Here is a 26,255-nt window from a genome sequence, read left to right on the forward strand (position 1 = left end):
TAATCGTTGGCGTAGTCGCGATAAATCCCAAAGGGATTTACGCTTGGCGCGGGGTGGAGCAGCCCGGTAGCTCGTCAGGCTCATAACCTGAAGGCCGCAGGTTCAAATCCTGCCCCCGCAACCAAAACAAAGCAAAAAACATACCGACAATCGCCCCGTTTGCGGCTTTCTCACTAAGCGAAAGCTCGCCGTTGTATCGCAGCCTGTGCCATAGTACCCAAGCTGTGAAAGCGAGGGGAATATGCAGGATATGCCAAGCGGATCCGTCATGCCTACAGGCGGCCATGGGCCCAAAAATCCGCTGGAAGTGCTGCGAAGGATCTATGGTTATCCGGCCTTTCGTGGGCAGCAGGCAGACGTGATCGATCATGTGGTTGGTGGAGGCGACGCCGTCGTGCTGTTTCCGACCGGTGCGGGCAAATCGCTGTGTTTCCAGGTACCCGCCCTTTGTCGGGACGGCGTCGGTATTGTCGTTTCGCCACTGATCGCCCTGATGCGCGACCAAGTGGAGGCATTGAGGCAGGTCGGCATACGGGCTGCCGCCGTCAACTCGTCCTTGTCGCGCGAAGAATTCGGTGAGGTTCGCCGCGATCTGGCCAGCGGCACGCTCGATCTTCTTTATGTCACGCCGGAACGGATCGTCACTCAAGGGTTTCGCGACCTGATCGGTAATGCCAAAGTTTCTCTGTTCGCCATCGACGAGGCCCACTGCGTCTCCCAATGGGGCCATGATTTTCGTCCCGAATATCGTGAACTCGGTACGCTTGCCACGCTATATCCCGGTGTGCCCCGCATGGCGCTGACGGCGACCGCCGATCCGCATACGCGCGACGACATCATCGAACGCTTGGGCCTCGGCGATGCACGCGTCTTCACCTCATCCTTCGATCGGCCGAATATTTCCTATGAGATCGTCGAGAGAAACCAGCCGCGTCAGCAGCTTTTGCAGTTCCTGTCACGCCACAAGGGTTCGAGCGGCATCGTTTATTGCCTGTCTCGCGCCAAGGTGGAAGAGACGGCCGATTGGTTGAATGATCAGGGTATCTACGCACTGCCCTATCATGCCGGCCTCGAGCGCGATATCCGCGATAGGCATCAGGATGCGTTTCTCAAAGAGGAAGAGCTCTGCCTCGTCGCCACCGTCGCCTTCGGCATGGGCATCGACAAGCCGAATGTGCGTTATGTCGCGCATCTCGATCTTCCGGGCTCGGTCGAGGCCTATTACCAGGAAACCGGTCGCGCCGGCCGTGATGGCCTGCCCTCCGAGGTCTGGATGGCCTATGGCATGGCCGATGTCATCCAGCGCGGTCGGATGATCGATGGCGGCAATTCTGCCGATGAGGTCAAGCGTGTCGAACGCGCCAAGCTGAACGCGCTTCTCGGCATTTGCGAAACCGCAGGCTGCCGCCGGCAGGCGATCCTTGCGCATTTCGGCGAGCCGCATGCGGGTGGTTGCGGCAATTGCGATACCTGCCTGAAACCGGTGGACACCTGGGACGGGACGGAAGCGGCGATCAAGGCGTTGGCAGCCATTTACCGGACCGGCGAGCGTTTTGGCACAGGCCATCTCATTGATGTCCTCATCGGCAATGACAATGAAAAGACCCAGCGTTTCGGCCACACCGAAATGCCGGTTTTCGGCGCGGGCAAGGACTTTCCCTTGAGGACCTGGCAATCGGTCTATCGCCAGCTTCTCGCCGCAGGCCTGATAAGGGTCGACCACGATGCCTTCGGTGCGCTGAAGCTGGAACCGGAGGCCCGGGCCGTGTTCCGGCACGAGCGGGAAGTCCGTTTCCGCAAGGATCGCCCGACCGGCCGCAAGGCGGACAGAAATCTTTCAACAAGCGCGAAAGGCGCTCGCGCCGACCTGGACGAGGCGGATGCCATCCTGTTCGAGGCCTTGCGCAGGAAGCGGACGGAGATTGCCAAGGAGTTGTCCATCCCGCCCTATGTCGTATTTGCCGACACCACCCTTGTCGGCTTTGCCTCGCGCAAGCCCATGAGCCTGGAGGCAATGCTTGAGGTCTCTGGTGTCGGGCAGACGAAACTGGAACGTTATGGCGAAGCGTTTCTGGATATCATCCAGGCCCACCAATGATACCCGCAATCGTTTTTCCGAAAGCCATTGCGGCAATTGTCGGGCGAAAGTTTAGCACCCCCTTGAAAAGGGGAGTTGACCTGACGGGGCTTGCCGGGAATTATCCTGCCGCTTTTACCCGATCCACGCCTGTTTATTTTCATAGCCGGCAGTTTATGGAGCATGTTCAAGCTCCTCTTTCATTCGGCTTTACGGTTCAATCCACCCACAAAATGGAGAGTAAAGATGAGCCTACGCATCAACGATATCGCCCCCGATTTTCAGGCCGACACGTCCAAAGGCCCGATCTCCTTCCATGAATGGATCGGCGACAATTACGCGGTCCTGTTTTCGCACCCCAAGAATTTCACCCCCGTCTGCACCACGGAACTCGGCACGATGGCCAGCCTTGCCGGCGAATTTGCCAAGCGCGGCGTCAAGATCATCGGCATCTCGGTCGATCCGGTCGAAAGCCACGAGAAGTGGAAGGGCGACATTCGCACCGCCACCGGTTTCGATGTCGATTACCCGCTGATCGGCGACAAGGATCTGAAGGTCGCCAAGCTTTACGACATGCTTCCCGCGGGTGCCGGCGACAGTTCGGAAGGCCGCACGCCTGCCGACAACGCAACCGTCCGCTCGGTCTTCGTCATCGGTCCGGACAAGAAGATCAAGCTGGTGCTGACTTACCCGATGACAACGGGCCGCAACTTCGATGAAATATTGCGTGCGATCGACAGTATCCAGCTGACTGCCAAACACCAGGTCGCCACGCCGGCGAACTGGAAACAGGGCGAGGATGTCATCATCACCGCTGCTGTATCCAATGAAGATGCCATCCAGCGTTTCGGCTCCTTCGATACCGTCCTGCCCTATCTGCGCAAGACCAAGCAGCCGACAGCCTGATCGGCCGAGTTACGAAAAGGAAGGGGAGCTGTGGCTCCCCTTTCTTGCTTCAATCGATCGTCTTGATGCTGGTATCGGCGGCACCGCGGGTCCAATAGCCGGCTGCCTTCAGCCACGGAAGCGGGTGGTTGCGGCTTGTCGTGAGATAGGTCTTGATTGCGCGGGCGACGGATGCTTCCGCTGCCACCCAGACGAATGTATCGGCCGTCAGCTCTATTGTATCGAGTGCGGTTATGATCGGCAGGGGATCGGTGACCGATGAAGCCGGGCGATGCACCCAGCGTGTCGTGAGATCTGCGGCACCCGAAAACTGCTGCTCCTCGCTCTCATCCGTCACCGCGCCGATAGCCGTGATCACGTCACCTGCCTTGGCCTCTTCGATCAGGCGGCCGATTGCCGGCAGAGCGGTCTCGTCGCCGACCAACACCCATTTCCTGACGCCGGTAATGACGGCAGAGCCGCGCGGCCCGGCAATTGTCACGGTCGATCCGGGTTTTGCCTCCATCGCCCATCTGGTTGCCGGTCCTGCCTCATGTACGGCGAAATCCAGTACCAGCCTGCCGGTTTCATTGTCATAGGAGCGCGGCGTGTAATCCCGCATTTCCATCTCGCCATTGGCGCCCGGCACCACCACTTTCACATGGTCATCGGCACCGAGACTGGTGAAATCAGACAGGGATTCTCCGCTGAGGGTGATGCGCAGCATATGCGGCGTGATGCGATCGACCGTATCGACGGTAAGCTCGCGCCGCTTCAGTTCGTGCCGAACGCGCTCGATAACGGGATAGATCGGGGAAGGGGTCGTCGCTGAGGTGTCCATCAATTGTCCTGTTCTCGGGAGGAGAACTGAAGGCCTGCCGGACATGACCGCGCAGACCGTTGGTCCTCCAATCGATCCTGCGCGTTGATTGACGTGAACGCTTACGTGCCGAGCCTGAGATCGACAATATCAATGTGACCTATCGCGGCCGCGCCGGACAGGCAAGTAGGCTCAGGAAAGAAACTTTCACACAATTATCAAGTTATCTTGCGCAAGCGTCAACCAAGCTCCAGCGTCGTCACCCCGAACACACCGGCGGTGTCGAACGCAGGCGGCGTTCCGCGATACATCCGGGTTGTCCGGAAGCCACGCACGAACCCTTCTCCATCGAGAAGGCTGGAAAATTCGATCTGGGTGGCGGGCACGTCGATATGCAGAACATTGCCTTTCGCCTCCGTCGCGCAGGCAAACAGCAAATCCCTCGCCACGCCGAAATCCACAGCAAGGATCGGCCCGATCTTGTAACCCTCATGGCATTGGCGCGTGACGGCATAACCGGCGATGATGCCGTTGCGAACGAACACCTTCGTCTGTCTCGGAACCTTCAGCCACGTCTTCAGGAATTCCGGGCGGCTTTCGGCAAAATACCGCCTGTCGAATTCGATCAGGGCCGGAAAATGAGCCTCTTCGAACGGGCTGATCTGCGGATGAGGCCGGCCTTCGAGTGTCCCGCTCCAGCGAAAGGTCTCGTAATCGGGCGCGAACCCCATGGATCGATAATTGGCCTGCTGCTCGGGCACGCCATCCAGCCCGATCGTGCGGCCTTTGAGATATGCCATGCCTGCATCCCACACCAGCCGTCCGTAACCGCGCCCGCGAAAATCCGGATGGGCGATATAAAGACCGATAAAACCGAATGTCGAACCATAACGAACCGCGGAAATGCCCGCAGTCATCACGCCATCGACGAACAAGCCGATAAAGCCTTGCGCATCGGCGGACTGAAACGGCGGCGCATCGGCAAGCCCGGGATTCCATCCCTCGGCCTTCGCCCAGTCGATCAGTGTCTCGATCTCCTTGAGATCGAGCGGACGGATCACGACCTCACTCATAAGCCCGTCAGCCGGCCCGGTTCGAAAACTTCCAGCATGCCGCGATAGGGTTTCGAGATCGGTGTCGCATAGGCGCCGCGCTTGGCGGTCGACAGGCCGAGCGTCACCAGCGATTCCGCCTGTTTCACTGCGGCTGCAACGCCATCGACGACAGGCACGCCGAATTCGGCCCTCAATTCGGCCGTAAGGTCCGCCATGCCAGCGCAACCGAGCACGATCGCTTCCGCCCGATCTTCCTTCAAAGCAAGCGCAATTTCGCTGCGCAACCGGTCGCGGGCATTGGAATTCGGATCTTCCAGAGAAAGCACGGGAATGTCTGCGGCCCGCACCTTGCACCGCGACGACATGCCGTAGCGATGCACCAGATGTTCGAGCGGCAGCCGTGAGCGTTCCATCGTCGTCACCACGGTGAACTTCTGGGCTATGAAGGCGGTGGCCGAGACCGCTGCCTCGCAAATGCCGATCACCGGAACATCGGCAAGCGCGCGTGCCGCATCAAGCCCGGTATCGTCGAAACAGGCGATGACGACGGCATCTATGCCTTCCCTTTCGCCGATGGCGATCTCCTTGAGCAGGCCGGGAATGGCGAAAACCTCGTCATAATAACCTTCGATCGAAACCGGTCCCATCGATGAGGTCACGGCGACGATCTCCGTCTCGCGCCCCGCAACGCGGCGGGCGCTATCGGCGATCGTTGCGGTCATGCTTTTGGTCGTGTTCGGATTGACGATGAGAATGCGCATGGGCTGCATGTCAGCTCCGCTGTCTGCGGCGGTTGAGATGGACGATCAGGCCGAGCGTGCCGGCAATCACCAGGAAGGAGAAGACCGTGGTGACCGTGCCGAGCGCATAAAGCACCGGCGTCGTCACATTGGTCGTCATGCCGTAGATTTCCAGCGGCAACGTGTTGAACGAACCTGCCGTCATCAATGTGCGGGCAAATTCGTCATAGGAAAGCGTGAAGCCGAACAGGCCGACGCCGATCAGGCTCGGCGCGATCATCGGCAATACGACATTCGAGAATGTCTGCCAGGAGGATGCTCCAAGGTCCCGCGCCGCTTCCTCGTAAGCTGGCGAGAAGCGGTTGAACACCGCGAACATGATCAGCACGCCGAAAGGCAGCGTCCAGGTCAGATGCGCGCCGAAGGCCGATGAATACCAGGCCGGCTGCAGGCCGAGCTGGCTGAACAGCACGCCGATGCCGAGCGAAACGATGATCGAGGGTACGACGAGGCTTGCGACCGCCAGATAGAACAGCGCGGTTGCGCCGATGAATTTTCGGCGGAAGGCAAGCCCGGCCAGAAGCGATACGACGACGGTAACTAGCATCACCATGATGCCGAGCATTGCCGAACGGCGGAACGAGCCGCCGAAATCGCCCACCGCCTGGGTCTCGAACAGGTTGACGAACCAGCGCAGCGATACGCCATTGAGCGGGAAGGTCAGGCCGCCATTCGGCCCCTGGAAGGAGAGGATCAGGATCGCCGACAGCGGGCCGTAGAGAAACAGCACGAAGACGGAAAAGAAGATGGCGAGAAGGTAGAATTCGCGGGAACGTTTTTCGCGGTACATGTTTAAAGCTCCTTACGGATATCGACGATCCGCAGGATGCCGGCGACCATCATCAGCACGAGCACCAGCAGCACCACGGCATTGGCGGCGGCGGCGGGGTATTGCAGCAGCGACATCTGGTTCTTCATCATCAGCGCCACGGACGCGCTCTGCCCGCCGGACATCACCTGCACGGTGGAAAAATCGGCCATGACCAGCGTCACGACAAAGATCGTGCCGATCGCCATGCCGGGCTTGGCCAGCGGTATGATGACGTTCGAGAGAATCTGCCAGGAGGAGGCGCCGGCATCGCGCGCCGCTTCGACCAGCGATTTGTCGATACGCATCAGCGTGTTGAAGATCGGCGTCACCATGAACAGCGTGTAGAGATGCACCATGGCGAGCACGACGGCGAAATCGGAATAGAGCAGCCATTCCACCGGTTCGGAAATGACCCCGGACCCCACCAGCGCCGAGTTGATCAGCCCGTTTCGCCCGAGAACCGGGATCCACGAGATCATCCGGATGATGTTCGATGTCAGGAACGGCACGGTGCAGATCAGGAACAGCACCATCTGCATCGATGTCGTGCGGATGTGAAAGGCGAGGAAATAGGCGACCCAGAAACCGATGAACAGGGTGATCGCCCAGACCAGCACGGCATATTTCAGCGTATTGAGATAGGTCTTCCAGGTAACCCATGAACCGAGCGTTTCGGCATAGTTCATCGTCAGGAAGTCGGGATACATCTGGGCGAAGTCGTAGTCCCAGAAGCTGACGACTGCGATCATCAGGATCGGCAACAGGAGAAAGAAGCCGAGGATCAACGTCAGCGGAATCGCCTGCAGATATGAGACGACGGCAAGCGACAGCCGAAAGCCCTGTCTGCGAACCCGCCCGGCATTTTCGGTATCCGTCGATGTGATCGTCGCCATTGCATATTCTCCCTCGGGAACTGCCAGTTTTGTCGGAGCAAGTGCCCCTCATCAGTCTGCCGGCACCTTCTCCCCGCAAGTGGGGAGAAGGTGGCAAGCCGTGATGTCTCCCATTCTTCGCCAGCGTCGAGCGAGGCACGTCCCCTCTCCCCGTTTACGGGGAGAGGGCTAGGGTGAGGGGCAGCTTTTTTGGCGCTGCCACAGACTTTTAAGCCGCGATGAACTCGTTCCAGCGACGAACCATGTAACGGTCCTCGTCCATGACGGAGTTCCAGCAGGCGACATGGCCCATGCGTTCCTCGAAAGAGCCGCCATCGCGCACGGCGCCGGCCTTTTCCATCACCTTGCCGTCCGGCGCGACGATATCGCCGGCCGCGGCCTTGCCTTCGATCCAGTAGCCCCATTCGTCGGCCGACATGTGTTCCTTGGCGGTTTCCATGCAGGCGGAATAATAGCCCTGGCGGTTAAGATAGGCGCCGACCCAGCCGGATGTGTACCAGTTGATATATTCATAGGCCGCGTCGAGCTGTGCGCCGGTCAGGTGCGCTGCGAGACCCAGACCGCCGCCCCACGAGCGATAGCCTTCCTTGAGCGGCTGGTATTTGCAGGCGATACCCTTGGAACGCACGGCGGCAACCGCCGGCGACCACATGGACTGGATAATCACTTCGCCCGAAGCCATCAGGTTGACCGACTCATCGAACGACTTCCAGAAGGCGCGGAACTGGCCGTCCTGCTTGGCCTTGATCAGGAAGTCGATCGTCTTGTCGATCTCTTCCTTGGTCATGTTACCCTTGTCGGCGTATTTGACGTTGCCGAGCGCTTCCATGATCATCGCGGCATCCATGATGCCGATCGACGGGATGTTGAGGATCGAGGTCTTGCCCTTGAACTTCGGGTCCATGATATCGGCCCAGGTGGTGATCTCGCGGCCAACCAGATCCGGACGAATGCCGAGCGTATCGGCATTGTAGATCGTCGGCATCATGGTGAAATACTGGGTCTCTTCCTTGGCAAAGGTCTTGTCGCCCGGCTTTTCGACGAAACCGACCGTATGCGGTGCGGTGCCCTGCGCGATCACGCTGTCGGGCTTAAGCTTGCCGTTTTTGAACAGCGGCACGACCTTGTCGTAATATTTCAGCTTCTTCACATCCATCGGCTGGATCACGCCGGCGGCATAGACCTTCTTCAGGATCCAGTATTCGATATCGGCAATGTCATAGGACTTCGGCTGGGTGACGGCGCGCTGGGCGGCGGCATCCGAATCGGTCGCCGTCATTTCGAGCGTGATGCCGAGATCGGCTTTGCACTTCTCGGCGATCGCATTGAGGTTCGAAACGCCGGTGCCGAACTGGCGAAGCGTGATCGGGTTCTGCGCCCAGATGGTCGGGAAGCCGGTGATCGCGCCTGAACCGGCGGCAAGACCGGCCGCGGCCGATGCCGTTTTCAAAAGCGAACGGCGGGATATGCCCTTGGCCGTTTTCGTCGTCTCGGTCATGTCAGTTCTCCTCTTGAGGTTTTATTGTTGTGTTTTCAGTGCTTCAGCCGCCCCAGCACGAGCGCGTCCTCGCGCCCCCAGGAAAGCGGAATGGCGTCGCCAACCTTCACGGGATTGGCGAAATAGTCCTTGTCGCTGAGGATCGCGGTAAAATCCTCCACACCGGCACCGTTGACGGTGAGCTTCACCGATGAGCCGCGATATTCGACGTTCGAGACCGAACCGGTGAACCCGAGGCCCTTTTCGGTCGCGGGCGCAACGCGGACATGGTCGGTGCGAACCGCGATGTCGGCCGTATCGGTAAGGCCGGCAGCACCGGCGCCGATGGCCAGAAAATCGCCGCCGGCCGGTACAGAAATCATCAGCTCGTCGCCCTCGCTTTTCGTCACCCGGCCTGAAATCACGTTATGGTCGCCCATGAACTTGGCGACGAAGGCCGTCGCCGGGCGCTCGAACACCGTGCGCGGATGGGCGGCCTGCTCGATGCGCCCGTCATTCATGATGACGATGATATCGGCCAGCGCCATCGCCTCTTCCTGACTGTGGGTCACATGCACGAAGGTGATGCCGAGCGAGGTCTGCAGCTTTTTCAATTCAGCCCGCATGCGGATTTTCAAAAACGGGTCGAGCGCCGAAAGCGGCTCGTCGAGCAAAAGCGCTTCCGGATCGGTGATCAGAGCGCGGGCGAGTGCCACGCGCTGCTGCTGGCCGCCGGAAAGCTGCGCCGGGCGGCGCGTCGCATAGGCTTCGAGCTGCATCAGCCGCAGCATGTCCATCGCCTTGGCGCGGCGCTCGTCCTTTTCGACGCCCTTCATCTTCAGCGAGAAGGCGACATTGTCGACGAGATCGAGATGCGGGAAGAGCGCATAGGACTGGAACATCATCGCCGTGCCGCGCTTGGCCGGCGGCAGGTCGGTGACGACCGCGTTGCCGAGACGGATATCGCCCGTCGAGATGCTCTCGTGCCCGGCGATCATCCGAAGCGTCGAGGTCTTGCCGCAGCCCGAAGGACCGAGCAGGCAGCAATAGGTGCCGGCCGGGATCTTCAGACTGATCTCATGGACGGCCGTGGTGGCCCCATAGATCTTGGAGACGGATACGATGTCTATTTCAGCGGCTTTGCTCATAGGCATTCTCCTGCGATTGTCTTGGTGATGCAGGAGCCGTGCCAGTTCAATTCTCCTTTGAAGATCAACGATATTTTCGATCGCGGCGTTTTTCGATATTTGCGGTTGCGCAAAATTGCAGCGATCGTTTCCGATCGCCTGTTCAAATTGTATGCAATCTGAATATGGGATTGCGAAACATCCCACTATGCAGAGGCCCCTGCAACGCGTTAGAACAAGGGCATGCCGGACGAAAACCTATGACCTTGCTCGAAAAGACCACTGCTTCTCCCGATACCTTGACTGAAGACCGCTCGATGGCGATCCGCGAGTCGCTGCGCAACGCCATTATAGACCGGCGGTTGGCACCGGGGACGAAACTGTCGGAAGCGGAAGTTGGCGCGCTTTTCGACGTCAGCCGCACAGTGGCACGCGCCGCCCTGCAGATGCTCACTTTCGAAGGGCTGGTGAAGACCGAGCGTAACCGCGGTGCCTTCGTTTCGAACCCGACGCCGGATGAGGCGCGGCAGATTTTTGCATCCCGCCGCCTGATCGAGCCTGGCATCGTTGCCGGTGCCGCCGAGCGGATCACGGCGGAAGACATCGCCCGTTTTCGCGAACAGCTGGTCGAGGAAGAGCGTTACATGAACGAGCGCGGCCCGGCAGCAAGACGGGCGGAAATCAAGGCATCTGGCGATTTCCATCTCATGCTGGCCTCCGTTGCCGGCAATGCAATCCTGCAGCGCTTCATGGATGAACTCGTGGCGCGCTCATCGCTGGTCATTGCGCTTTACGGCCGCTCCGGCGTGTCGAGCTGCGGCCACAGCGAACATTTTGCCATTCTCGACCTGATCGAACGCGGTGATGCCAAACGTGCAGCCGACCTTATGCTGCATCATATCGACCACATCGAAGCCGATCTCGACCTGCAGCCGAAGCAAGGCGTGGCGCTGAAGGATGCGCTCGCGATCACATAGGCCTTTTTTTCGTGGCTAACTGTCATGTCACTGTAAATGTCGATCTTTAAGACATGTCACGCGGTCTGCACGGCTGTGCAGCAAACAGGCGTGAAATGTAGCATGAGAGACGACAGGAAAATGCGCTTTGTCAGCGCTGAACAGGTGGCGCAACTCGCGGGCGTTTCGCGTTCAGCCGTATCGCGGACCTTCACGGAAGGCGCAAGCGTTGCACCCGCGACCCGCGAGAAGGTTTTGAAAGCTGCTGAGGAACTCGGTTACCACGTCAACGATCTTGCCCGCGGTGTGCTTGCCAACCAGAGCCGGCTGGTCGGCGTGGTGGCGACCAAGCCGGAAATCGGTTTTCGCGCCCATCTGACGGCGGCACTGACCAAGGCGCTCATTCGCCGCGGCTCCATTCCCGTCCTCATCAATACCGGCGAGACCGAGGAGGAATTGCTGGCAGCCCAGAAAATGCTGATCGGCCACCGTGCCGAGGCAACCGTCATCCTTTCCGGTTCGCCACCGGCGAGCTTCTTCGAACTTGCCCAGCGCAATGGCCAGCCGCTTGTCGTCATCGGCCGGGCCGAGCCGGATGCCGACCGGGTTCTCGCCGGCAATGCCGAGGCTTCACGGGACGCGGCGGACACTTTCATCGCCGCCGGACGTCGGCGGCTGGCGGTCATCGGCTCCCGCTCCGCCACGCCGAGCATTGCCGAGCGCGAAAACGCTTTTGTCGCCGCAGCCCATGCTGCCGGGTTTGACGTGCGGATCGCCCATGGCCGCGATTCCGATTATGACGGCGGCCTTGTTGCGGCTCGCACACTGTTTGCCGAAGGCGAGCGTCCCGACGCGATCTTCTGCGCCAACGACCTTCTGGCATTCGGCGCGATGGATGTGATCCGTCAGGAGTTCGGCTTGTCGGTGCCGGATGACGTGGCACTGATCGGCTTTGACGACGTGCCGGAGGCGGCATGGCTGAGTTACGGCCTCACCACGTTCCGGCAGGATCCGGCAGCGATCGCGGCGCGCGCCGTGATGCTGCTCGACCGGCGGCAGCAGAACCCGGACGAACCGCGCGCCTGTGAGCGGGTCATTCCGCAAATCGTTTTCCGCAAGAGCTTTTCCAAGCCCTGAGGGTCAGGCGACCGCATTTCTCCTTTTGCCTTCGAGCAGGTCGATGATCGAATTCGCTGCATCGAGGACGTTGGTGCCGGGTCCGAATACGGCTGCGACGCCGTTTTGCAGCAGATACTCGTAATCTTGCCGCGGAATGACGCCGCCGACCACGACGATAATGTTTTCCGCACCCTTGTTCTTCAGCGCTTCCACCAGTTGCGGCGCAAGCGTCCGGTGACCCGCGGCAAGCGACGACATGCCGACGACCTGAACCTTTTCCTTCACAGCCAGATCGGCTGCTTCTTCCGGCGTCTGGAACAGCGGGCCGGCCAGCACTTCGAAGCCGATATCGCCGAAGGCGGAAGCAATCACCTTGGCACCGCGGTCATGCCCATCCTGGCCGAGCTTGGCGACGAGGATCTTCGGCTTGCCGGTCGATTTCCCGTAATCGGATAGCCGGCTTACGATCGTCTTGTATTCCGGATCGTCGCTATAGGCCGGGCCGTAGATGTCGCCCACCACTTCCGGCACGGCTGCATGATCGCCGAAAGATTTTCGCATGGCATCGGATATTTCGCCGACCGTGGCGCGCGCCCGTGCAGCTTCGACCGCGGCCTCCAGCAGATTGCCGGTGCCGGATTTCGCCGCTTCGGAAAGGGCGGCCAGCGTCTCTTCGACCCGTTTCGGATCGCGCTGGCGGCGCACCTTCTCAAGGCGGGCGATCTGCGACTTGCGCACAGCCGAATTGTCGATCGCCAGAATGTCGATATCGTCTTCGTTCTCCAGCCGGAACTTGTTGACGCCGACGATGATCTCTTGTCCCCGGTCGACCTTCGCCTGGCGCAGCGTCGCTGCTTCCTCGATCAGGCGCTTGGGCAGGCCATCGGCAACCGCCTCGGTCATGCCGCCGAGTTTCTCGACCTCCTCGATCAGCTCCCAGGCTTTTTCCGCCAGCTCGTTGGTCAGGCTTTCGACGTAATAGGACCCGGCCAGCGGATCGACGACCTTGGTCACGCCCGTTTCATGCTGCAGGATCAGCTGAGTGTTGCGGGCAATGCGGGCTGAAAAATCCGTCGGCAGCGCCATCGCCTCGTCCAGCGCGTTGGTATGCAGCGATTGCGTGCCGCCGAGAACCGCCGACAGCGCCTCGTAAGCCGTGCGAATGACGTTGTTGTAGGGGTCCTGTTCCTGCAGCGAGACGCCGGATGTCTGGCAATGGGTTCGAAGCATCAGCGAGGATGCTTTTTTTGGCTCGAACTCTTCCATGATCCGCGACCAAAGCAAGCGCGCGGCACGAAGCTTTGCCGCTTCCATGAAGAAATTCATGCCGATGGCGAAAAAGAAGGACAGGCGTCCGGCGAAATCATCGACATTCAGCCCCTTGGCGAGTGCCGCCCGCACATATTCGCGACCATCGGCCAGCGTGAAGGCCAGTTCCTGCACCAGCGTCGCGCCGGCCTCCTGCATGTGATAGCCGGAAATCGAGATGGAGTTGAAACGCGGCATTTCCTTTGCCGTATATTCAATGATGTCGGCAACGATCCGCATCGAGGGTTCGGGCGGGTAGATGTAGGTGTTGCGGACCATGAACTCCTTGAGGATGTCGTTCTGGATCGTTCCGGAAAGTTCGGCGCGCGAACAGCCCTGCTCTTCGCCGGCGACGATGAAGGAGGCCAGAATCGGGATGACCGCGCCGTTCATCGTCATCGATACCGACATGTCCTTCAGCGGAATGCCGTCGAACAGGATCTTCATATCCTCGACACTATCGATTGCCACGCCCGCCTTGCCGACATCGCCTTCGACGCGCGGATGGTCCGAATCGTAACCGCGATGGGTGGCAAGGTCGAAGGCGACGGAAAGCCCCTTCTGGCCGGCGGCGAGATTGCGACGGTAGAATGCGTTGGAGGCTTCGGCGGTGGAAAAGCCGGCATATTGGCGGATCGTCCAGGGTCTTCCGGCATACATGGTGGCGCGCGGTCCGCGCACGAAGGGTTTGATACCCGGCATCGTATCGAGGTGATCGATGCCTTGAAGATCCGCCGCCGTGTAAAGCGGCTTGATGTCGATCCCTTCCGCCGTATGCCAGGTCAGCGTTTCGGGCGATGCCTTCAGTTCCTTTTCGGCAAGCGTTTCCCAATCTTTCTTATTGGCCTGCTGATGCGGCTTCGAGCTGTTATCCGACACCGGTTTCCTCCTGAACATGCGGTTTCGTTCACGCGCGTTTTAGAAACGCCGTGGTGAGCAATATAGAACTTGGACGGGGCGCTGAAAGCTGCCTCTTAGTTTAAGTTTATAGGTGACACCTCTCAGCGCCCCGTTCGGCAGTTTTTGTCCGCGACTCCGGTCCCTCTGCCGTGGCCTTGCCGGATGATCCTTTACCGCCGGGTTTCCCGCTTTCACGGGCGGACTTTAAAAGCCCGGCGAAACCATCCTTCAGGCCACCATGTGTGCCGCACAGGCACATCCAACGCGCCGTTCGGGCAACAGAAGCGGAAAGGTCGGTCCGAAACCTCACCGCCTCCCCCGTGTCGTCGGAGGGAGACCATTTTCCGCGGACCCCGGTGGTGAAGATTTACGTCCTCCCTCCATCACCAGAACCGATCCCGCCTCGCCGGCACGACTGCCGGTGTATCCGTGACGGAACGGAGGGATTGTAGGCATGGGATGAGAGGGCGGGGACGATTGAGGAAATGATTTTAGAGGTTTTTTTCTTGAAGCGCCGACTCCGCAAAGGATTCTGCTTCAACTTTTGCAGGCACCAGGGTCTCCACCGCCTTCGCACCATCCCCGCTCAGGCCATAGACGCCTTTGTCGATCTTCTCAAACCAGCCGTAATAATTGTCGCGCAGCATCGCGCCAGCCTTGGGCGTGATGGCTTTGAGATCGCGCGGCCGGAGTGGGCCGTCTACAAGTGCGCAGGCGCACGCCAGCGCCTGCTGGCGATAGGCGGTCATAATTGGGACCTTGGTCGAGCCGCCAAGCGCCGGGTCGCCCTGTCGTTTGCGGTGTTCCCTGATCAGCTTGGTGCGCCGTTTCGGATTGGTGCGTGGCATCGGCGAGACGGAGCTGACGAGGATGCTGACCTCTCCCTTGTCCGACACGCCGAGCATGCCGATGCCGAGCCGGCGGCAGAGATCGCGGTAACGTTTGTCGGCCTCCCGGCCGCGGCCCTTTGCCGAGACACGGGCGGCGATCCACACTTCGTCGGCCGAACTCGCGCGGTCGACCGCCTGCAGAATGAGCTCAAGATTGAAGCTGAGTTTCAGCTCGCAGACGACCATTACGGTCGGGTCGCCTTCGCTTAAGCCCATGACATCGCAGCCGCCGATCTCTCCCTTGACCGAATAGCCGCAAGTTTCGAGGAACTGTTTGACGGGGAGATAGAGCGAGGTTTCCATGCCAGCCTGATATCGGTGATCAGTGACCGATAGCTGATTTGCATCTGCAAACCCACCCTTTGTGCTGCTTCATCGGGACGAAGGTTCGTCCTCGGACTTGTCCTCCTCGTCTTCCTGAAACTTGCTTTCATAGGGAAGCGTGAGAATGGCAGAGGCCGCAGCCGCCCCGCCAAACAGAGAGGCAAAGGGCACCAGCACGAGTAAAAGCGGCAGGATCGGGTTTGTTGCCCGCATGATAAGCCCCCTCAGGCCGCCGATATCGAGCGCGATCAGGGCAATACCGACGCTGATGCCGATGGAAATGCCGAGAAGCGCATTGAGCCCGAGAAACCGCAGCATCTCCCGATGATCGCGGCGTGCTTCTTCCGGCGTCAGCTTGGGCTTGCGGGAATTGTGAAGGATGGCATTTCGCGCTTTTTGACGGTTTGTCCACCGCTTGAGCCAGCGCGGTTTCAGCCAGTCGAAAGGCTCGGGCAGTTTTGCCATTTGGAGGAAGAATGGGAGCGGCATCGGGTTCAACTCCTCTTCGGCGTTTCCAGGGTCGAGCGCCATTTCCTCATCGTCTCAATAAGCGAGCCCGAAATCAATGCGAGCAATTGGGTGTGTTTCTCCGGCGCAGTATAAGCACCGCATACCCCGCAAACCCCGCAAGCCAGAAGACCTGGGCGGCGTGGAGCAGGCCCGGCCCATGCTCCGGAAAGACGGCATAGCCAAGACGCAGCGCAAGCGCGCTGGCAAGGCAGAGATAGGTTGTCGTGCCGAGAAATGAGCGTTGGAAGGATTGGCCGTTGCGCTTTCTGACCATCGACGTGGCGATGGCGACGGCAAGCGAGGCTAGCCCGGCGATCGCCAGAACATGCTGTGGCACGGCAAGCGGCATCGTGCTTCCCGGCCAAGCCTGGATCGCAAGAAGCAGAAAGCCGACGCGTTTTGCGGCCATGGCGAAGGTGATGAAGCGTACGCCGCCATATTGGAAGGCATGCCAGGGCGCAATTTGAGCGAGCCAGATGATTCCGCTGATGCTGGCGAGTGCAGCTGCAAGCGCATAGGGGAGGTCGAAGGCCCAGAGAAGCAATGTCAGCAGGCTGCTGATCCGCTGGGTGAGAGAAATCCATTTCGCCGGAAGCGGTCGCGACGGCCGTCCGTCGCGCGTTCGCCCTGAATCGATCACCATCGGAAAGATGCGATTGCCGACCTCGAAACAGATCGCAAGGATCAGGCAGAAGCCGAGCATGGTGGCGCCCGGCCAGAGATCGAAGGCTGCAATGACGCCGGTGCCTGCATGGGCGCTGGCAAGCGCCAGCAGCGGAAAGGCCATGATTGCCCGTGCCCGGATCGTCGTGACGGAAAGGGCAATGACAGCCGCAAGGCCGATGAGTGACCGAAGCTGCGCGCCGAGGACGAGATCGTAGATGCCGAGCAGGAATGCGATTGCCTGGGCGAAAAGAAACAGCCGAATGGGCGACGGCGCAAGGATCGGCCGGCCGACCCAGCGCGGCAGCGCCTTCAGCATGAAGCCGAACAATTGCACCAGCATGAAGCCGAAGATCAGTTCGTTGGCGTGCCGGGAATAATCGCCCTGCCAGATCTCCGAGGGGAAGGCGATCGCCCGGATGGCGGTGAGTGCGGCCAAGAAAAAGGCGATGCGGAAATAGTCGAAAGGCGCTTGTGTCTGCGCGTTTCCCTCAGGCATTGCCGTCCCATTCGACGGCAAGTGGCGACTGTCCGAGATCAAGCTGGTCGATGGCGCGGGCGGCGATGTGAGTGACGATGTCGGCGATGGTTTCCGGGCGCCGGTAGAAGGCGGGGACGGGAGGCATGATGGTCGCTCCCATCTCGGTGACCGCGACCATGTTGCGAAGATGGCCGAGATGCAGGGGTGTTTCGCGGGCGAGCAGGATCAGCTTTCGCCGTTCCTTGAGGTGCACGTCAGCGGCACGGGTGAGGAGATTGTCTGAAAGGCCGGTGGCGATTGCTGCAAGCGACCGCATGGAGCAGGGCGCGACGATCATGCCAGCCGTCTTGAACGAGCCGCTGGCGATCGTGGCTCCGATATCATTAGCCGAGTAATTGTGTCTTGCGAGTTTGGCGAGATTGCCGAGCGCATCCGGGCCGAGTTCATGGGCGATCGTTCGTTTTCCTGCGTCGGAGACGACGAGATGCAGCTCCACATCCGGGAGGTTTGCAAGCAGCTCGCCGATCCGCATCGCGATCGCCGCGCCCGAGGCCCCGGCGACGCCGAGGACGACGCGCTTCACGCCTTTTCTCCGGCGGGACCGAGGCCGAGTTCGCTCCACATGGCGGAAACGCGGTCCTTGACCTCGGGCGTCATGGCGAGAACCCGGCCCCATTCGCGGTCGGTCTCAGCGCCGATCTTGTCGGTTGCATCGAGGCCGAGCTTGCCGCCTAGGCCGTGTTTCGGCGAGGCGAAGTCGAGATAGTCGATCGGCGTATTGTCGAGCACCACCATGTCGCGCGAGGCGTCGAAGCGGGTGGAAAGCGCCCAGATGACATCCGGCCAGCTGCGCACGTTGACGTCAGGATCAACCGCGATGATCAGTTTCGTATAGCTGAACTGCGGCAGCATCGACCAGAGGCCAAGCATGATCCGTCGCGCCTGGCCGGGATAACGCTTGTCGATCGAAACGACGATGGCGCGATAGGAGCAGGCTTCCGGCGGCAGCCACAGATCGACGATTTCCGGGAACTGCTTTTTCACCAGCGGGATGAAAAGCTCGTTCATCGCCTCGCCCATGACGGAAGGTTCGTCCGGCGGGCGACCGGTATAGGTGGACAGATAGACGGGCTTCTTGCGCATGGTGATCGCGGTCACCTGCATCACCGGAAAACGATCGACGGCATTGTAATAGCCGGTGTGATCGCCATAGGGGCCTTCGTCGGCCATTTCGGACGCCGAGACCGTGCCTTCGATGATGATTTCCGCATTGGCCGGAACATAGAGCGGCTGGGTTTTGGCCTTGACGACACGGCTGCGGCGACGGCGCAGCACGCCGGCGAAAGAAAGCTCGCTCATCCCTTCGGGCAGCGGCATGACGGCCGAAAGAATAGTCTGCGGGTCGGCACCGATGGCGATGGCCACCGGCATGTCCTGCCCTGCCTTCTGCCATTGCCGGTGGTGTCCTGCGCCGCCGCGATGCGCAAGCCACCGCATGATCAGCCGGTCGCGGCCGAGCTTCTGCATCCGATAGACGCCGAGATTGACGTCGTTCTCATCCTCGAAACCGCGGGTGACGACGAGCGGCCAGGTGATAAGCGGCGCGGGTTCGCCCGGCCAGCACCACTGGATCGGCAGTTTGCCGAGATCGATCTCGTCGCCGATCAGCAGCTGCTCCTGGCTCCGCGCCCAGCTGGTCTGGCGGCGCACGCCGAGCGACAAGGCTGAGCGCAGCATCGGCAGCTTGCCGACCGCATCCTTCAGCGATGCCGGCGGTTTGGGTTCGCGCAGATCTCCCAGAAGTTTGGCCAGATCGCCGATCCTGCCCGGCTCCAGCCCGAAGCCAAGCTCTATCCGCTCGCGCGTGCCGAACAGGTTGGCGAGAAGCGGGATCGCGACCACATTGCCATCCGCATCGACCGGGCTTTCGAACCACAGGGCCGGGCCGCCGTCTTGAAGGACGCGGCGATGGATTTCGGTCACCTCGTGCACCAGGCTGACCGGCCGGGAAATCCGCTTCAACAAGCCGCGATTTTCGAGTTCCCGGGCAAAATGCTGCAGGTCGTCATGGCGCCGAAGGGCTGGGGTCAAGGCTCGGGCGGAGGCGGTTTGTTGGGTCATGCCTTTCTGTGCCGAGAGATTTTCCAATCGTCCTTGTCATAGCTCAAGTGGTTTAGCGGACGAGGGATTTACCTTCCATGGAACCCTGAAACGAAAATGTCGTCCGCCCATGCTGATACCGCCTATTCTTTCCGCGCCACTCCATATGATCCCGATCCCGCTGATCGAGCGGATCTGCAGGCTTATGTTCGGCCGCATCGCTAAGGCGCATCCGGGGCTTTTCGAGCGGCTGGACGAGCATCGGCAAAAGCGATTCGCCTTTTTGCCGACCGATCTTCCGCTGGCCTTCGTCGTCGTGCCGGGCAGGGAAGAAATCTCGGTGCTGCGCCAGCCGGTGGAAATCGAGGCGGATGCAATAACGGAAGCGCCACTTTTCCTGCTTCTGGCGCTGATGGAAGGGCGTTGCGACGCCGATGCGCTGTTTTTCTCGCGTGATCTTTCGGTGACCGGTGACATGGAGGCGATGCTGGCCATGCGAAATGCGCTCGATGCCAGCAATATCGATCTTCAGAAGGATCTGGCGAAGCTCGCCGGTCCCCTGGCGCCGATTGCCAGACGTGTGATCGGGGAGATTCGTGACCGTGCGCTGAAGGATCAAAACAGGCCCGCAGGAGAAGCCGCAGCATGGAACTGATCTGCCCCGCAGGCACGCCGGCCGCCTTTCACGAGGCCGTCGATGCCGGTGCCGATGCCGTTTATTGCGGTTTTCGCGATGAAACCAACGCCCGCAATTTTCCCGGCCTGAATTTCTCCCGCGAGGAGCTGCGGGAAGCGATCGCCTATGCGAAGCGCAAAGGCACGCAGACCTTCGTGGCGCTCAACACCTTCATGCGCGCGGGCGCAGAGGAAATCTGGTACAAGGGCGCGGCAGACGCAGTGGCGCTCGGCGCCGATGCGCTGATCCTGGCCGATTTCGGCCTGATGGCGCATGTGGCGGAAAAATACCCTGAGCAGCGTCTGCATGTCTCCGTCCAGGCCTCAGCCTCCAATCCCGACGCAATCAATTTCCTCGTCGATGCCTTCAACGCCCAGCGCGTCGTGCTGCCGCGCACGTTGACGATCGCCGACATCGCAAGGATCGGCAAGAATATCCGATGCGAGATGGAAGTCTTCGTTTTCGGCGGTCTCTGCGTCATGGCGGAAGGCCGCTGTTCGCTCTCGTCTTATGCGACGGGCAAATCGCCGAACATGAACGGCGTCTGTTCGCCGGCAAGCCATGTGCGCTACCGCAAGGATGGCGGCGAACTCGTCTCCGAACTCGGCGAATTCACCATCAACCGCTTTCCGGCAGGCGAGGCGGCCGGATATCCGACGCTTTGCAAGGGCCGGTTCGATATTGCCGACAGCAACGGTTACGCCTTCGAGGATCCGGTCTCGCTCGACGTGATGGGTGAACTGGAGGCGCTGAAGGCGGCCGGCGTGAAGGCCTTGAAGATCGAAGGCCGGCAACGCGGCAAGGCCTATGTGGCCGAAGTCGTGTCGACCATGAAGGCGGCGCTGAACAGTCCGCCGGATCGCCGGGCGCCGCTTCTCGCGCGTCTGCGGACCATGAGCGAAGGACAGAAAACGACGTCCGGCGCCTACGAGAAACGCTGGAGATAAGCCTCATGACCGATATGAAGAAAACCAGCCTGACGCTCGGGCCGGTCTATTATCTATGGAATGCGGAAAAGTGGCGCGATTTCCACTTCCGTATTGCCGATGAAGCGCCGGTCGACCGAGTGGTGATCGGCGAGACCGTCTGTTCGAAACGCCAGCATTTCATCGAGCCGCATTTGGCCGAGGTTGTCGAGCGTCTGGAAAGCGCCGGAAAGACGGTGATTCTATCGACCCTTGCGCTGGTAACGCTCAACCGTGAGAGCAAGCAGATCCGCGAAATGGCCGAGGTCAGCGAGCATCTGATGGAAGCCAATGACCTCTCCGCGCTGGCGATCCTGAAAGACAAGCCGCATACGATCGGGCCGCTGGTCAATGTCTATAACGCGCCGACCGCGAGATTGCTCGCGAGCCGCGGCGCAACACGCATCTGTCTGCCGCCGGAACTTCCCTTCTCTTCGGTGAAGGAAATCACTGCCGAATTGCCGGATATCGATTTCGAGGTCTTTGCCTTCGGCCGCATGCCGCTCGCCATTTCCGCACGCTGCGCGCATGCCCGCTCCAAGGGCAAGATCAAGGACAATTGCCAGTTCGTCTGCGGTGAGGACCCGGATGGGCTGCCGGTGCGCACGCTCGACCGACAGTCCTTCCTGGCGCTGAACGGCGTGCAGACCGTCTCGCATGCCTGCCAGTCGCTTCTGGGCGAACTGGATCATCTGGTCGAAGCCGGGGTGCGCTCGTTCCGCCTGTCGCCGCAGGATTGCGACATGGTGGCGGTGGCAAAGCTGCATCGTGCTGTCCTGGACGGAGCGGTGGATGCGGATGCAGGTGTTGCAAAACTCCGGCAGCTTTACGCCGCAGCCCCGCTTGCCAACGGTTTTCACCACGCCAAGGAAGGCGCGGTCTGGGTGGCGCGCACCCGCAGCCTGCAGGCCGCATGGCCGGCTTGATTACAGAAGTGAGTTGGGGGCAGCCCCGTGAAAGGCTGCCTCAGACTTCAAAAATCTCGTCGAAGCTTTCCGGAAAGTTCTGGCGGGCGACTTTTTCGTTGATGACGAGCAGCGACTCGTAGGACAGCGGATCGAAATCCTTGTCCGCCGGCATCACTTCACGGCCGAAGAGCAGGCAGAGCCGCGCGGCATCGAGATTGCCGCGCTCGAAGGGCTGGTCGCCGAAATAGAACCAGAGTGCATGCAAGAAGGCCGCATCGACGCGGTGTTCCTTGGTGCCCGGCCGCGCCTTACGGGGGATCGCCTTCAGCGGCGTGACCCCCTTGGGATTGGCGCGACGGATGGTGAACTGGGTTCCAGTCCCTGGCAGGCCGCCCGGAAAACCGCGATGTTTGGTCATTTCGGGCAGGTTTGCCATGTCTCGGTCCTTTACGTTTTTGCGACCTTATCGGCCGTCTTGGTGTCGAAATCGGCAGCGTCGTGACGCTCGTGCAGCTGTTCGGAGGGATCACCCGACATGCGGTTGACCATGCGCCCACGCTTTACCGCCGGCCGGGCGAAAACTTCCGCCGTCCAGCGCTGCAGGTGCGTATAACTCTGAACGTCGAGAAAGTCACCGGCATCGCCGTAGGCCTGGCCGAGCGCCAGATTGCCGTACCACGGCCAGATCGCCATGTCGGCAATCGTGTATTCCTTGCCTGCCATGAACTGGTTTTCGGCAAGATGCCGGTCGAGCACGTCAAGCTGGCGCTTTGTTTCCATCGCGTAACGGTCGATCGCATATTTGATCTTGATCGGTGCATAGGCATAAAAATGGCCGAAACCGCCGCCGACGAACGGCGCCGAGCCCATTTGCCAGAACAGCCAGTTCAGCGTTTCCGCCCGCGTGCGGGCATCGGTCGGCAGAAAGGCGCCGAATTTTTCCGCCAGATAGGTCATGATCGAAGCCGATTCGAACAGGCGGATCGGTTTACCGCCATCCTTCGGCGCATGGTCCAGCAGGGCCGGGATTTTTGAGTTTGGATTGATATCGACGAAGCCCGAACCGAACTGGTCGCCTTGGCCGATATTGATCAGCCAGGCATCGTATTCGGCGCCGGAATGCCCTGCCGCCAGAAGCTCCTCGAGCAGGATCGTCACCTTGACGCCGTTCGGCGTGCCGAGCGAATAAAGCTGCAGCGGGTGTTTTCCGACCGGCAGTTCCTTGGTCTGGGTCGGGCCGGCGATCGGCCGGTTGATATTGGCAAACTGGCCGCCATTACCCTTTTCCCAGGTCCAGACCTTGGAAGGTTCGTAGCCTGCGGGGAAATTGTCGGCGGGGGATTTATCGGTCATCGAAATCTGTCCTTGCTCATCGCGCCATAAAAGCGGCTTGCGCCGGGTTCAATATAGGAACTGGGCGGCCACCTGCTACCGCCGACTTCTATAAAGATGATGGCTGTCAGGCGAGGCGCATTTTTTCATGCGTCACAAGGGAAATGAGCAAAAGTTTGCTCCCTGAAATATTTCTCATTTGTCAATCAAGCCCAGTCGCATAACTGCTTTTGCACGGTTATGGTTGTCGAGGCTGGAATGAACACCCCATGACCTGGCCTGCCGAAACGGCGGCCGGGCGGTTCCGGGCAATAGGGAAGGAAAACGAAATGCAGGCTCTTGTACTGGAGCAAAAAGGCAAGCTGGCGCTGAGGGAGATCGATCTTCCGCTGGAGGTTGGGCCGGGCGACGTGAAGATCGAGATCGACACCGTCGGCGTCTGCGGCAGCGACGTGCACTATTACACTCACGGTGCGATCGGCCCCTATGTGCTGCGCGAGCCAATGGTGCTGGGCCACGAGGCTGCCGGAACGGTGGTCGAGATTGGCTCGGAGGTGAAGAACCTCAAGGTCGGCGACCGTGTCTGCATGGAGCCGGGCATCCCGAACCTTTCGTCAAGGGCGTCGAAACTCGGCCTTTATAATGTCGATCCCGACGTGCGTTTTTGGGCGACGCCGCCGATCCATGGCGTGCTGGCGCCGTACACCGTTCACCCTGCGGCCTTTACCTACAAGCTGCCCGACAATGTGTCTTTCGAAGAAGGCGCAATGGTCGAGCCTTTTGCGATCGGCATGCAGGCGGCGACCCGCGCCAGATTGCAGCCGGGCGATGTGGCGGCCGTCATAGGCGCTGGCCCGATCGGCATCATGGTGGCGCTGGCGGCCCTGGCCGGCGGCTGCGCCCGCGTGTTCGTTTCGGATCTGAGCGCCGACAAACTGAAGATCGCCGCGCAATATCCCGGCATCATCCCGGTCAATGTTCGCGAGCAGTCCTTCGCCGATGTGATCGCGCAGGAAACGTCCGGTTGGGGCGTCGATGTGGTGTTCGAGGCAAGCGGCAGCCCCAGGGCCTATCAGGGCATGTTCGATCTGGTGCGTCCGGGCGGCGCTTTCGTTCTCGTCGGCCTGCCGGTGGAGCCGGTGCCGTTCGACGTGGCGAGCGCGATCTCCAAGGAAGTCCGCATCGAGACCGTCTTCCGTTACGCCAACATCTTTGACCGGGCGCTGGAACTGATCGCCTCGGGCAAGGTCGACCTCAAGCCTTTGGTCACCGGCACGTTCGATTTCAAGGAATCGATCGCCGCCTTCGAGCGTGCTGCCGCCGGACATGCGTCCGACGTCAAGCTGCAGATCAAGGTGAAAGCTTAAAAGCTCGATCAGGCCGCCTGCCAGAAACGGCGGGCGGTCGTCTGTTCCGAAATCGGCTTGGTGCCCCGGAGCGGCACGTGCCGCAGCATTTCGAGAGCGAAATTGCGGGCGTTCTGCCTTGCCTTGTCGAGATTGCTGATCCGGCTATCATCCATCGTGTGGAGCGTGCCGCCAAGATCGAAAATATCGCGGAAGGCGGCGCGTTCGATGATCGGCGTGCCGAGCACCTCGACGCCCCGTTCCAGAAGCAGCATTTTGACAGCCAGAAGCGCGCGCGTCGTCACCATCGAGTTGACGCGGGTGAGCACCACCGAATGCGGAACCTTGATGCCTGCCTTGTCATCAAGGAAGCGCAGGAGTTCCAGCACGTTCGCGCCGCCCTGGGCATCCATGGCGCAGCCCTGGATCGGGATCAGCACATGGTCGGAAAGGCCGATCGCTTTGGCCAGCAGCGGGCTCTGAGCGCCCGGAAGGTCGACGATGAAATAATCCGTCGTGTAGCGGTTGTCGGCGATATGCCGCTCGATCGATGCCTGCGTCACATAGGAAATCACGGAAAGGCGCGGCAGGCCGGGCGAAAGCTGGTGCCAGCGCGAGATCCAGCGCTGCGGATCGGCATCGAGCACGGTCACGCGGTAACCGACCTGTGCAAGCTCGGTTGCAAGCAAAAGCACCGCAGTCGTCTTGCCGGCGCCGCCCTTGGTATTGGCGAAAGTGATGACGGGCATTCTTAAGGGAACCTGTTCGGCTGCGAGCCGATAATGGCTCTGGCCGCACCCTCATGATGCGCCGGTCTATTGTTGGTGGATATGGTTAATGAATGATTGAGGTCGGGCGATGGGGTAGTGCTGAAAGCTTCTGTCGACCTTAGGCGGCTACGCTCGATCCATTTTCGCTGATCGTTGAGAGGTACCTACCTCTGGTCTAGTATCTGCGAGTCTAGGCCTTCCCGCCTGACACCGCATCAGACCTCAAGGTGGATTAATGAAGGATTTTACCTGGGAGCGAGCGCCATTTTCAGTATGCGCGGTCTGTGAAAAGAAAACCTTTGGATTTCTCCGAGCCGGTGGCCATACCCTTACGATGAGATGTTCAAGCTGTCGGCATACAGAGAATATCGCGCTTCCGTGGCTCGATAAAAAGGTAATCTACCTCGACCAGTTTGTTTTCAGTTTGCTCTTCAATGTTGTTTCTGGTGGGCGTTTGCCAATTGGGCACGAAGTGTTCGCCAAGGAGTTGCACGAGCGCCTACGCCGTCTGGTTCTGCTGCAACAAATCATTCTCCCCCACTCTAACATTCATAGAGACGAAACAACCGTTTTTCATAGCGCAATGGAGTTGCAAGAAGCTTACGAATTTATTGGTGGGGACGTCTCTTTATCCGACACCTCGACTGTTGAATTGGAGCAGGCACTGGACGCCGCAGATGCCTACATGAACGGCACGCCGCTTTCCCTTAATCTCTCCGCCGACGAAATTTTAGAAAGCGAACGAAATGAATGGCTTTCGGACATGCATATCTCCGTACGGTCCAATTACAGCCAGTTTGCTGATGGCCTTAGAAAAATACGCGACGAAACGCATGGTGAGATGGAGAAGCTCGCAGCTCGCTGGGCAGCAGAGAAACCAAATTTTGATGACGTTCTCAAGATGGAGTTGGATGCAGTCCTGGTTGGGAAGGTCGTGTAGTGGCCCCCTAAACCCCCGGACACGATCTCCCACTTGTTAAGTGTTAGGAGTAATGTGCCCATTATGACCAGTCACATACCTAAGATAGAAGTGTTGTCCGGCCCTGAGCGCCGCCGTCGCTG

Annotated in this window: 25 protein-coding genes and 1 tRNA gene; 10 read left to right on the plus strand and 16 right to left on the minus strand. The window is 60.1% G+C overall.

Features of this window, described 5'->3' with window-relative positions; all coding sequences use genetic code 11:
* Window positions 1-47: 47 nt before the first annotated feature.
* From MRBLMR1_RS22485 to MRBLMR1_RS22495, 3 genes are all read left to right on the plus strand, one after another.
* A tRNA-Met gene (locus MRBLMR1_RS22485) sits at window positions 48-124 on the plus strand.
* A 144-nt stretch (window positions 125-268) separates the two neighbouring features.
* Window positions 269-2,098, plus strand: coding sequence for a DNA helicase RecQ (gene recQ, locus MRBLMR1_RS22490; protein WP_500066350.1), 1,830 nt, complete (start codon window positions 269-271; stop codon window positions 2,096-2,098).
* Window positions 2,099-2,323: 225 nt separating this feature from the next.
* Window positions 2,324-2,983 carry a peroxiredoxin gene (locus MRBLMR1_RS22495; protein ID WP_148148597.1) on the plus strand — a complete coding sequence of 220 codons (660 nt, stop codon included), beginning with the start codon at window positions 2,324-2,326 and terminating at the stop codon, window positions 2,981-2,983.
* Window positions 2,984-3,032: 49 nt separating this feature from the next.
* Here the strand turns inward: MRBLMR1_RS22495 and MRBLMR1_RS22500 are convergent, their stop codons facing one another.
* The 7 genes from MRBLMR1_RS22500 to MRBLMR1_RS22530 all read right to left on the minus strand — a co-directional run bounded on the left by MRBLMR1_RS22500 (window position 3,033) and on the right by MRBLMR1_RS22530 (window position 9,966).
* Window positions 3,033-3,803 carry a siderophore-interacting protein gene (locus tag MRBLMR1_RS22500; protein WP_148148596.1) on the minus strand — a complete coding sequence of 257 codons (771 nt, stop codon included), beginning with the start codon at window positions 3,801-3,803 and terminating at the stop codon, window positions 3,033-3,035.
* A gap of 218 nt (window positions 3,804-4,021) precedes the next feature.
* Window positions 4,022-4,855: a GNAT family N-acetyltransferase gene (locus MRBLMR1_RS22505; RefSeq protein WP_148148595.1), complete on the minus strand. Its 834-nt coding sequence runs from the start codon at window positions 4,853-4,855 to the stop codon at window positions 4,022-4,024.
* Window positions 4,852-5,598: an aspartate/glutamate racemase family protein gene (locus MRBLMR1_RS22510; RefSeq protein ID WP_148148601.1), complete on the minus strand. Its 747-nt coding sequence runs from the start codon at window positions 5,596-5,598 to the stop codon at window positions 4,852-4,854. The genes MRBLMR1_RS22505 and MRBLMR1_RS22510 overlap by 4 nt, the downstream gene beginning before the upstream one ends.
* A gap of 10 nt (window positions 5,599-5,608) precedes the next feature.
* Window positions 5,609-6,427 carry an ABC transporter permease gene (locus MRBLMR1_RS22515; protein WP_148148594.1) on the minus strand — a complete coding sequence of 273 codons (819 nt, stop codon included), beginning with the start codon at window positions 6,425-6,427 and terminating at the stop codon, window positions 5,609-5,611.
* A gap of 2 nt (window positions 6,428-6,429) precedes the next feature.
* Window positions 6,430-7,341 carry an ABC transporter permease gene (locus MRBLMR1_RS22520; RefSeq protein ID WP_148148593.1) on the minus strand — a complete coding sequence of 304 codons (912 nt, stop codon included), beginning with the start codon at window positions 7,339-7,341 and terminating at the stop codon, window positions 6,430-6,432.
* A 208-nt stretch (window positions 7,342-7,549) separates the two neighbouring features.
* Complete coding sequence (locus tag MRBLMR1_RS22525; protein WP_148148592.1) at window positions 7,550-8,839, minus strand: ABC transporter substrate-binding protein; 1,290 nt, start codon at window positions 8,837-8,839, stop codon at window positions 7,550-7,552.
* A 35-nt stretch (window positions 8,840-8,874) separates the two neighbouring features.
* On the minus strand, window positions 8,875-9,966 hold the full coding sequence (locus MRBLMR1_RS22530; protein ID WP_148148591.1) for an ABC transporter ATP-binding protein: 1,092 nt from the start codon (window positions 9,964-9,966) through the stop codon (window positions 8,875-8,877).
* A gap of 239 nt (window positions 9,967-10,205) precedes the next feature.
* Between MRBLMR1_RS22530 and MRBLMR1_RS22535 the strand changes: the two genes are divergently transcribed.
* On the plus strand, window positions 10,206-10,922 hold the full coding sequence (locus MRBLMR1_RS22535; protein ID WP_148148590.1) for a GntR family transcriptional regulator: 717 nt from the start codon (window positions 10,206-10,208) through the stop codon (window positions 10,920-10,922).
* A gap of 120 nt (window positions 10,923-11,042) precedes the next feature.
* Window positions 11,043-12,038 (plus strand): LacI family DNA-binding transcriptional regulator, encoded by a 996-nt coding sequence (locus MRBLMR1_RS22540; protein WP_148148600.1) that lies wholly within the window; start codon window positions 11,043-11,045, stop codon window positions 12,036-12,038.
* A 3-nt stretch (window positions 12,039-12,041) separates the two neighbouring features.
* Here the strand turns inward: MRBLMR1_RS22540 and scpA are convergent, their stop codons facing one another.
* The 6 genes from scpA to MRBLMR1_RS22570 form a co-directional block, all read right to left on the minus strand.
* Complete coding sequence (gene scpA, locus MRBLMR1_RS22545; protein WP_500066342.1) at window positions 12,042-14,207, minus strand: methylmalonyl-CoA mutase; 2,166 nt, start codon at window positions 14,205-14,207, stop codon at window positions 12,042-12,044.
* Window positions 14,208-14,719: 512 nt separating this feature from the next.
* Entirely contained in the window at window positions 14,720-15,421 is a 702-nt protein-coding gene (locus MRBLMR1_RS22550) for a DUF2161 family putative PD-(D/E)XK-type phosphodiesterase (protein ID WP_148148588.1), read from the minus strand.
* A 69-nt stretch (window positions 15,422-15,490) separates the two neighbouring features.
* Window positions 15,491-15,973 carry a hypothetical protein gene (locus tag MRBLMR1_RS22555; RefSeq protein WP_500066344.1) on the minus strand — a complete coding sequence of 161 codons (483 nt, stop codon included), beginning with the start codon at window positions 15,971-15,973 and terminating at the stop codon, window positions 15,491-15,493.
* Between the two features lie 31 nt (window positions 15,974-16,004).
* Complete coding sequence (locus MRBLMR1_RS22560; protein ID WP_148148587.1) at window positions 16,005-17,114, minus strand: NnrS family protein; 1,110 nt, start codon at window positions 17,112-17,114, stop codon at window positions 16,005-16,007.
* Window positions 17,107-17,679 (minus strand): UbiX family flavin prenyltransferase, encoded by a 573-nt coding sequence (locus MRBLMR1_RS22565; RefSeq protein WP_353654167.1) that lies wholly within the window; start codon window positions 17,677-17,679, stop codon window positions 17,107-17,109. Before MRBLMR1_RS22565 ends, MRBLMR1_RS22560 begins: the two co-directional genes overlap by 8 nt.
* Window positions 17,676-19,217, minus strand: a complete 1,542-nt coding sequence (locus MRBLMR1_RS22570) for a UbiD family decarboxylase (protein ID WP_148148585.1) — start codon at window positions 19,215-19,217, stop codon at window positions 17,676-17,678. Before MRBLMR1_RS22570 ends, MRBLMR1_RS22565 begins: the two co-directional genes overlap by 4 nt.
* Before the next feature lie 109 nt (window positions 19,218-19,326).
* Between MRBLMR1_RS22570 and ubiT the strand changes: the two genes are divergently transcribed.
* From ubiT to ubiV, 3 genes are read left to right on the plus strand one after another with little or no spacing between them, the layout of a single operon-like run.
* Window positions 19,327-19,851, plus strand: a complete 525-nt coding sequence (gene ubiT / locus MRBLMR1_RS22575; protein ID WP_148148584.1) for a ubiquinone anaerobic biosynthesis accessory factor UbiT — start codon at window positions 19,327-19,329, stop codon at window positions 19,849-19,851.
* Window positions 19,842-20,819 (plus strand): ubiquinone anaerobic biosynthesis protein UbiU, encoded by a 978-nt coding sequence (ubiU, locus tag MRBLMR1_RS22580; RefSeq protein ID WP_148148583.1) that lies wholly within the window; start codon window positions 19,842-19,844, stop codon window positions 20,817-20,819. The genes ubiT and ubiU overlap by 10 nt, the downstream gene beginning before the upstream one ends.
* A gap of 5 nt (window positions 20,820-20,824) precedes the next feature.
* Complete coding sequence (gene ubiV, locus MRBLMR1_RS22585; protein ID WP_148148582.1) at window positions 20,825-21,763, plus strand: ubiquinone anaerobic biosynthesis protein UbiV; 939 nt, start codon at window positions 20,825-20,827, stop codon at window positions 21,761-21,763.
* A 40-nt stretch (window positions 21,764-21,803) separates the two neighbouring features.
* Here the strand turns inward: ubiV and MRBLMR1_RS22590 are convergent, their stop codons facing one another.
* Window positions 21,804-22,181 (minus strand): hypothetical protein, encoded by a 378-nt coding sequence (locus MRBLMR1_RS22590; RefSeq protein ID WP_148148581.1) that lies wholly within the window; start codon window positions 22,179-22,181, stop codon window positions 21,804-21,806.
* 11 nt (window positions 22,182-22,192) lie between these two features.
* Window positions 22,193-23,098, minus strand: coding sequence for a glutathione-dependent disulfide-bond oxidoreductase (yghU, locus tag MRBLMR1_RS22595; protein WP_148148580.1), 906 nt, complete (start codon window positions 23,096-23,098; stop codon window positions 22,193-22,195).
* 308 nt (window positions 23,099-23,406) lie between these two features.
* Here yghU and MRBLMR1_RS22600 point away from each other — a divergent pair, with 308 nt between their 5' ends.
* A complete protein-coding gene (locus MRBLMR1_RS22600; RefSeq protein WP_148148579.1) occupies window positions 23,407-24,444 on the plus strand; it encodes an NAD(P)-dependent alcohol dehydrogenase in 1,038 nt (345 codons plus the stop codon).
* Window positions 24,445-24,452: 8 nt separating this feature from the next.
* Here MRBLMR1_RS22600 and MRBLMR1_RS22605 read toward each other — a convergent pair whose 3' ends face one another.
* Window positions 24,453-25,172: a ParA family protein gene (locus MRBLMR1_RS22605; protein ID WP_148148578.1), complete on the minus strand. Its 720-nt coding sequence runs from the start codon at window positions 25,170-25,172 to the stop codon at window positions 24,453-24,455.
* A gap of 256 nt (window positions 25,173-25,428) precedes the next feature.
* Here MRBLMR1_RS22605 and MRBLMR1_RS22610 point away from each other — a divergent pair, with 256 nt between their 5' ends.
* The gene (locus MRBLMR1_RS22610) at window positions 25,429-26,133 is read left to right on the plus strand and encodes a hypothetical protein (protein WP_148148577.1); all 705 of its coding nucleotides are present in this window, start codon (window positions 25,429-25,431) and stop codon (window positions 26,131-26,133) included.
* Window positions 26,134-26,255: the final 122 nt, after the last annotated feature.

The sequence above is a fragment of the Neorhizobium sp. LMR1-1-1.1 genome (assembly GCF_040675795.1).
Lineage (GTDB): Bacteria > Pseudomonadota > Alphaproteobacteria > Rhizobiales > Rhizobiaceae > Neorhizobium > Neorhizobium cellulosilyticum.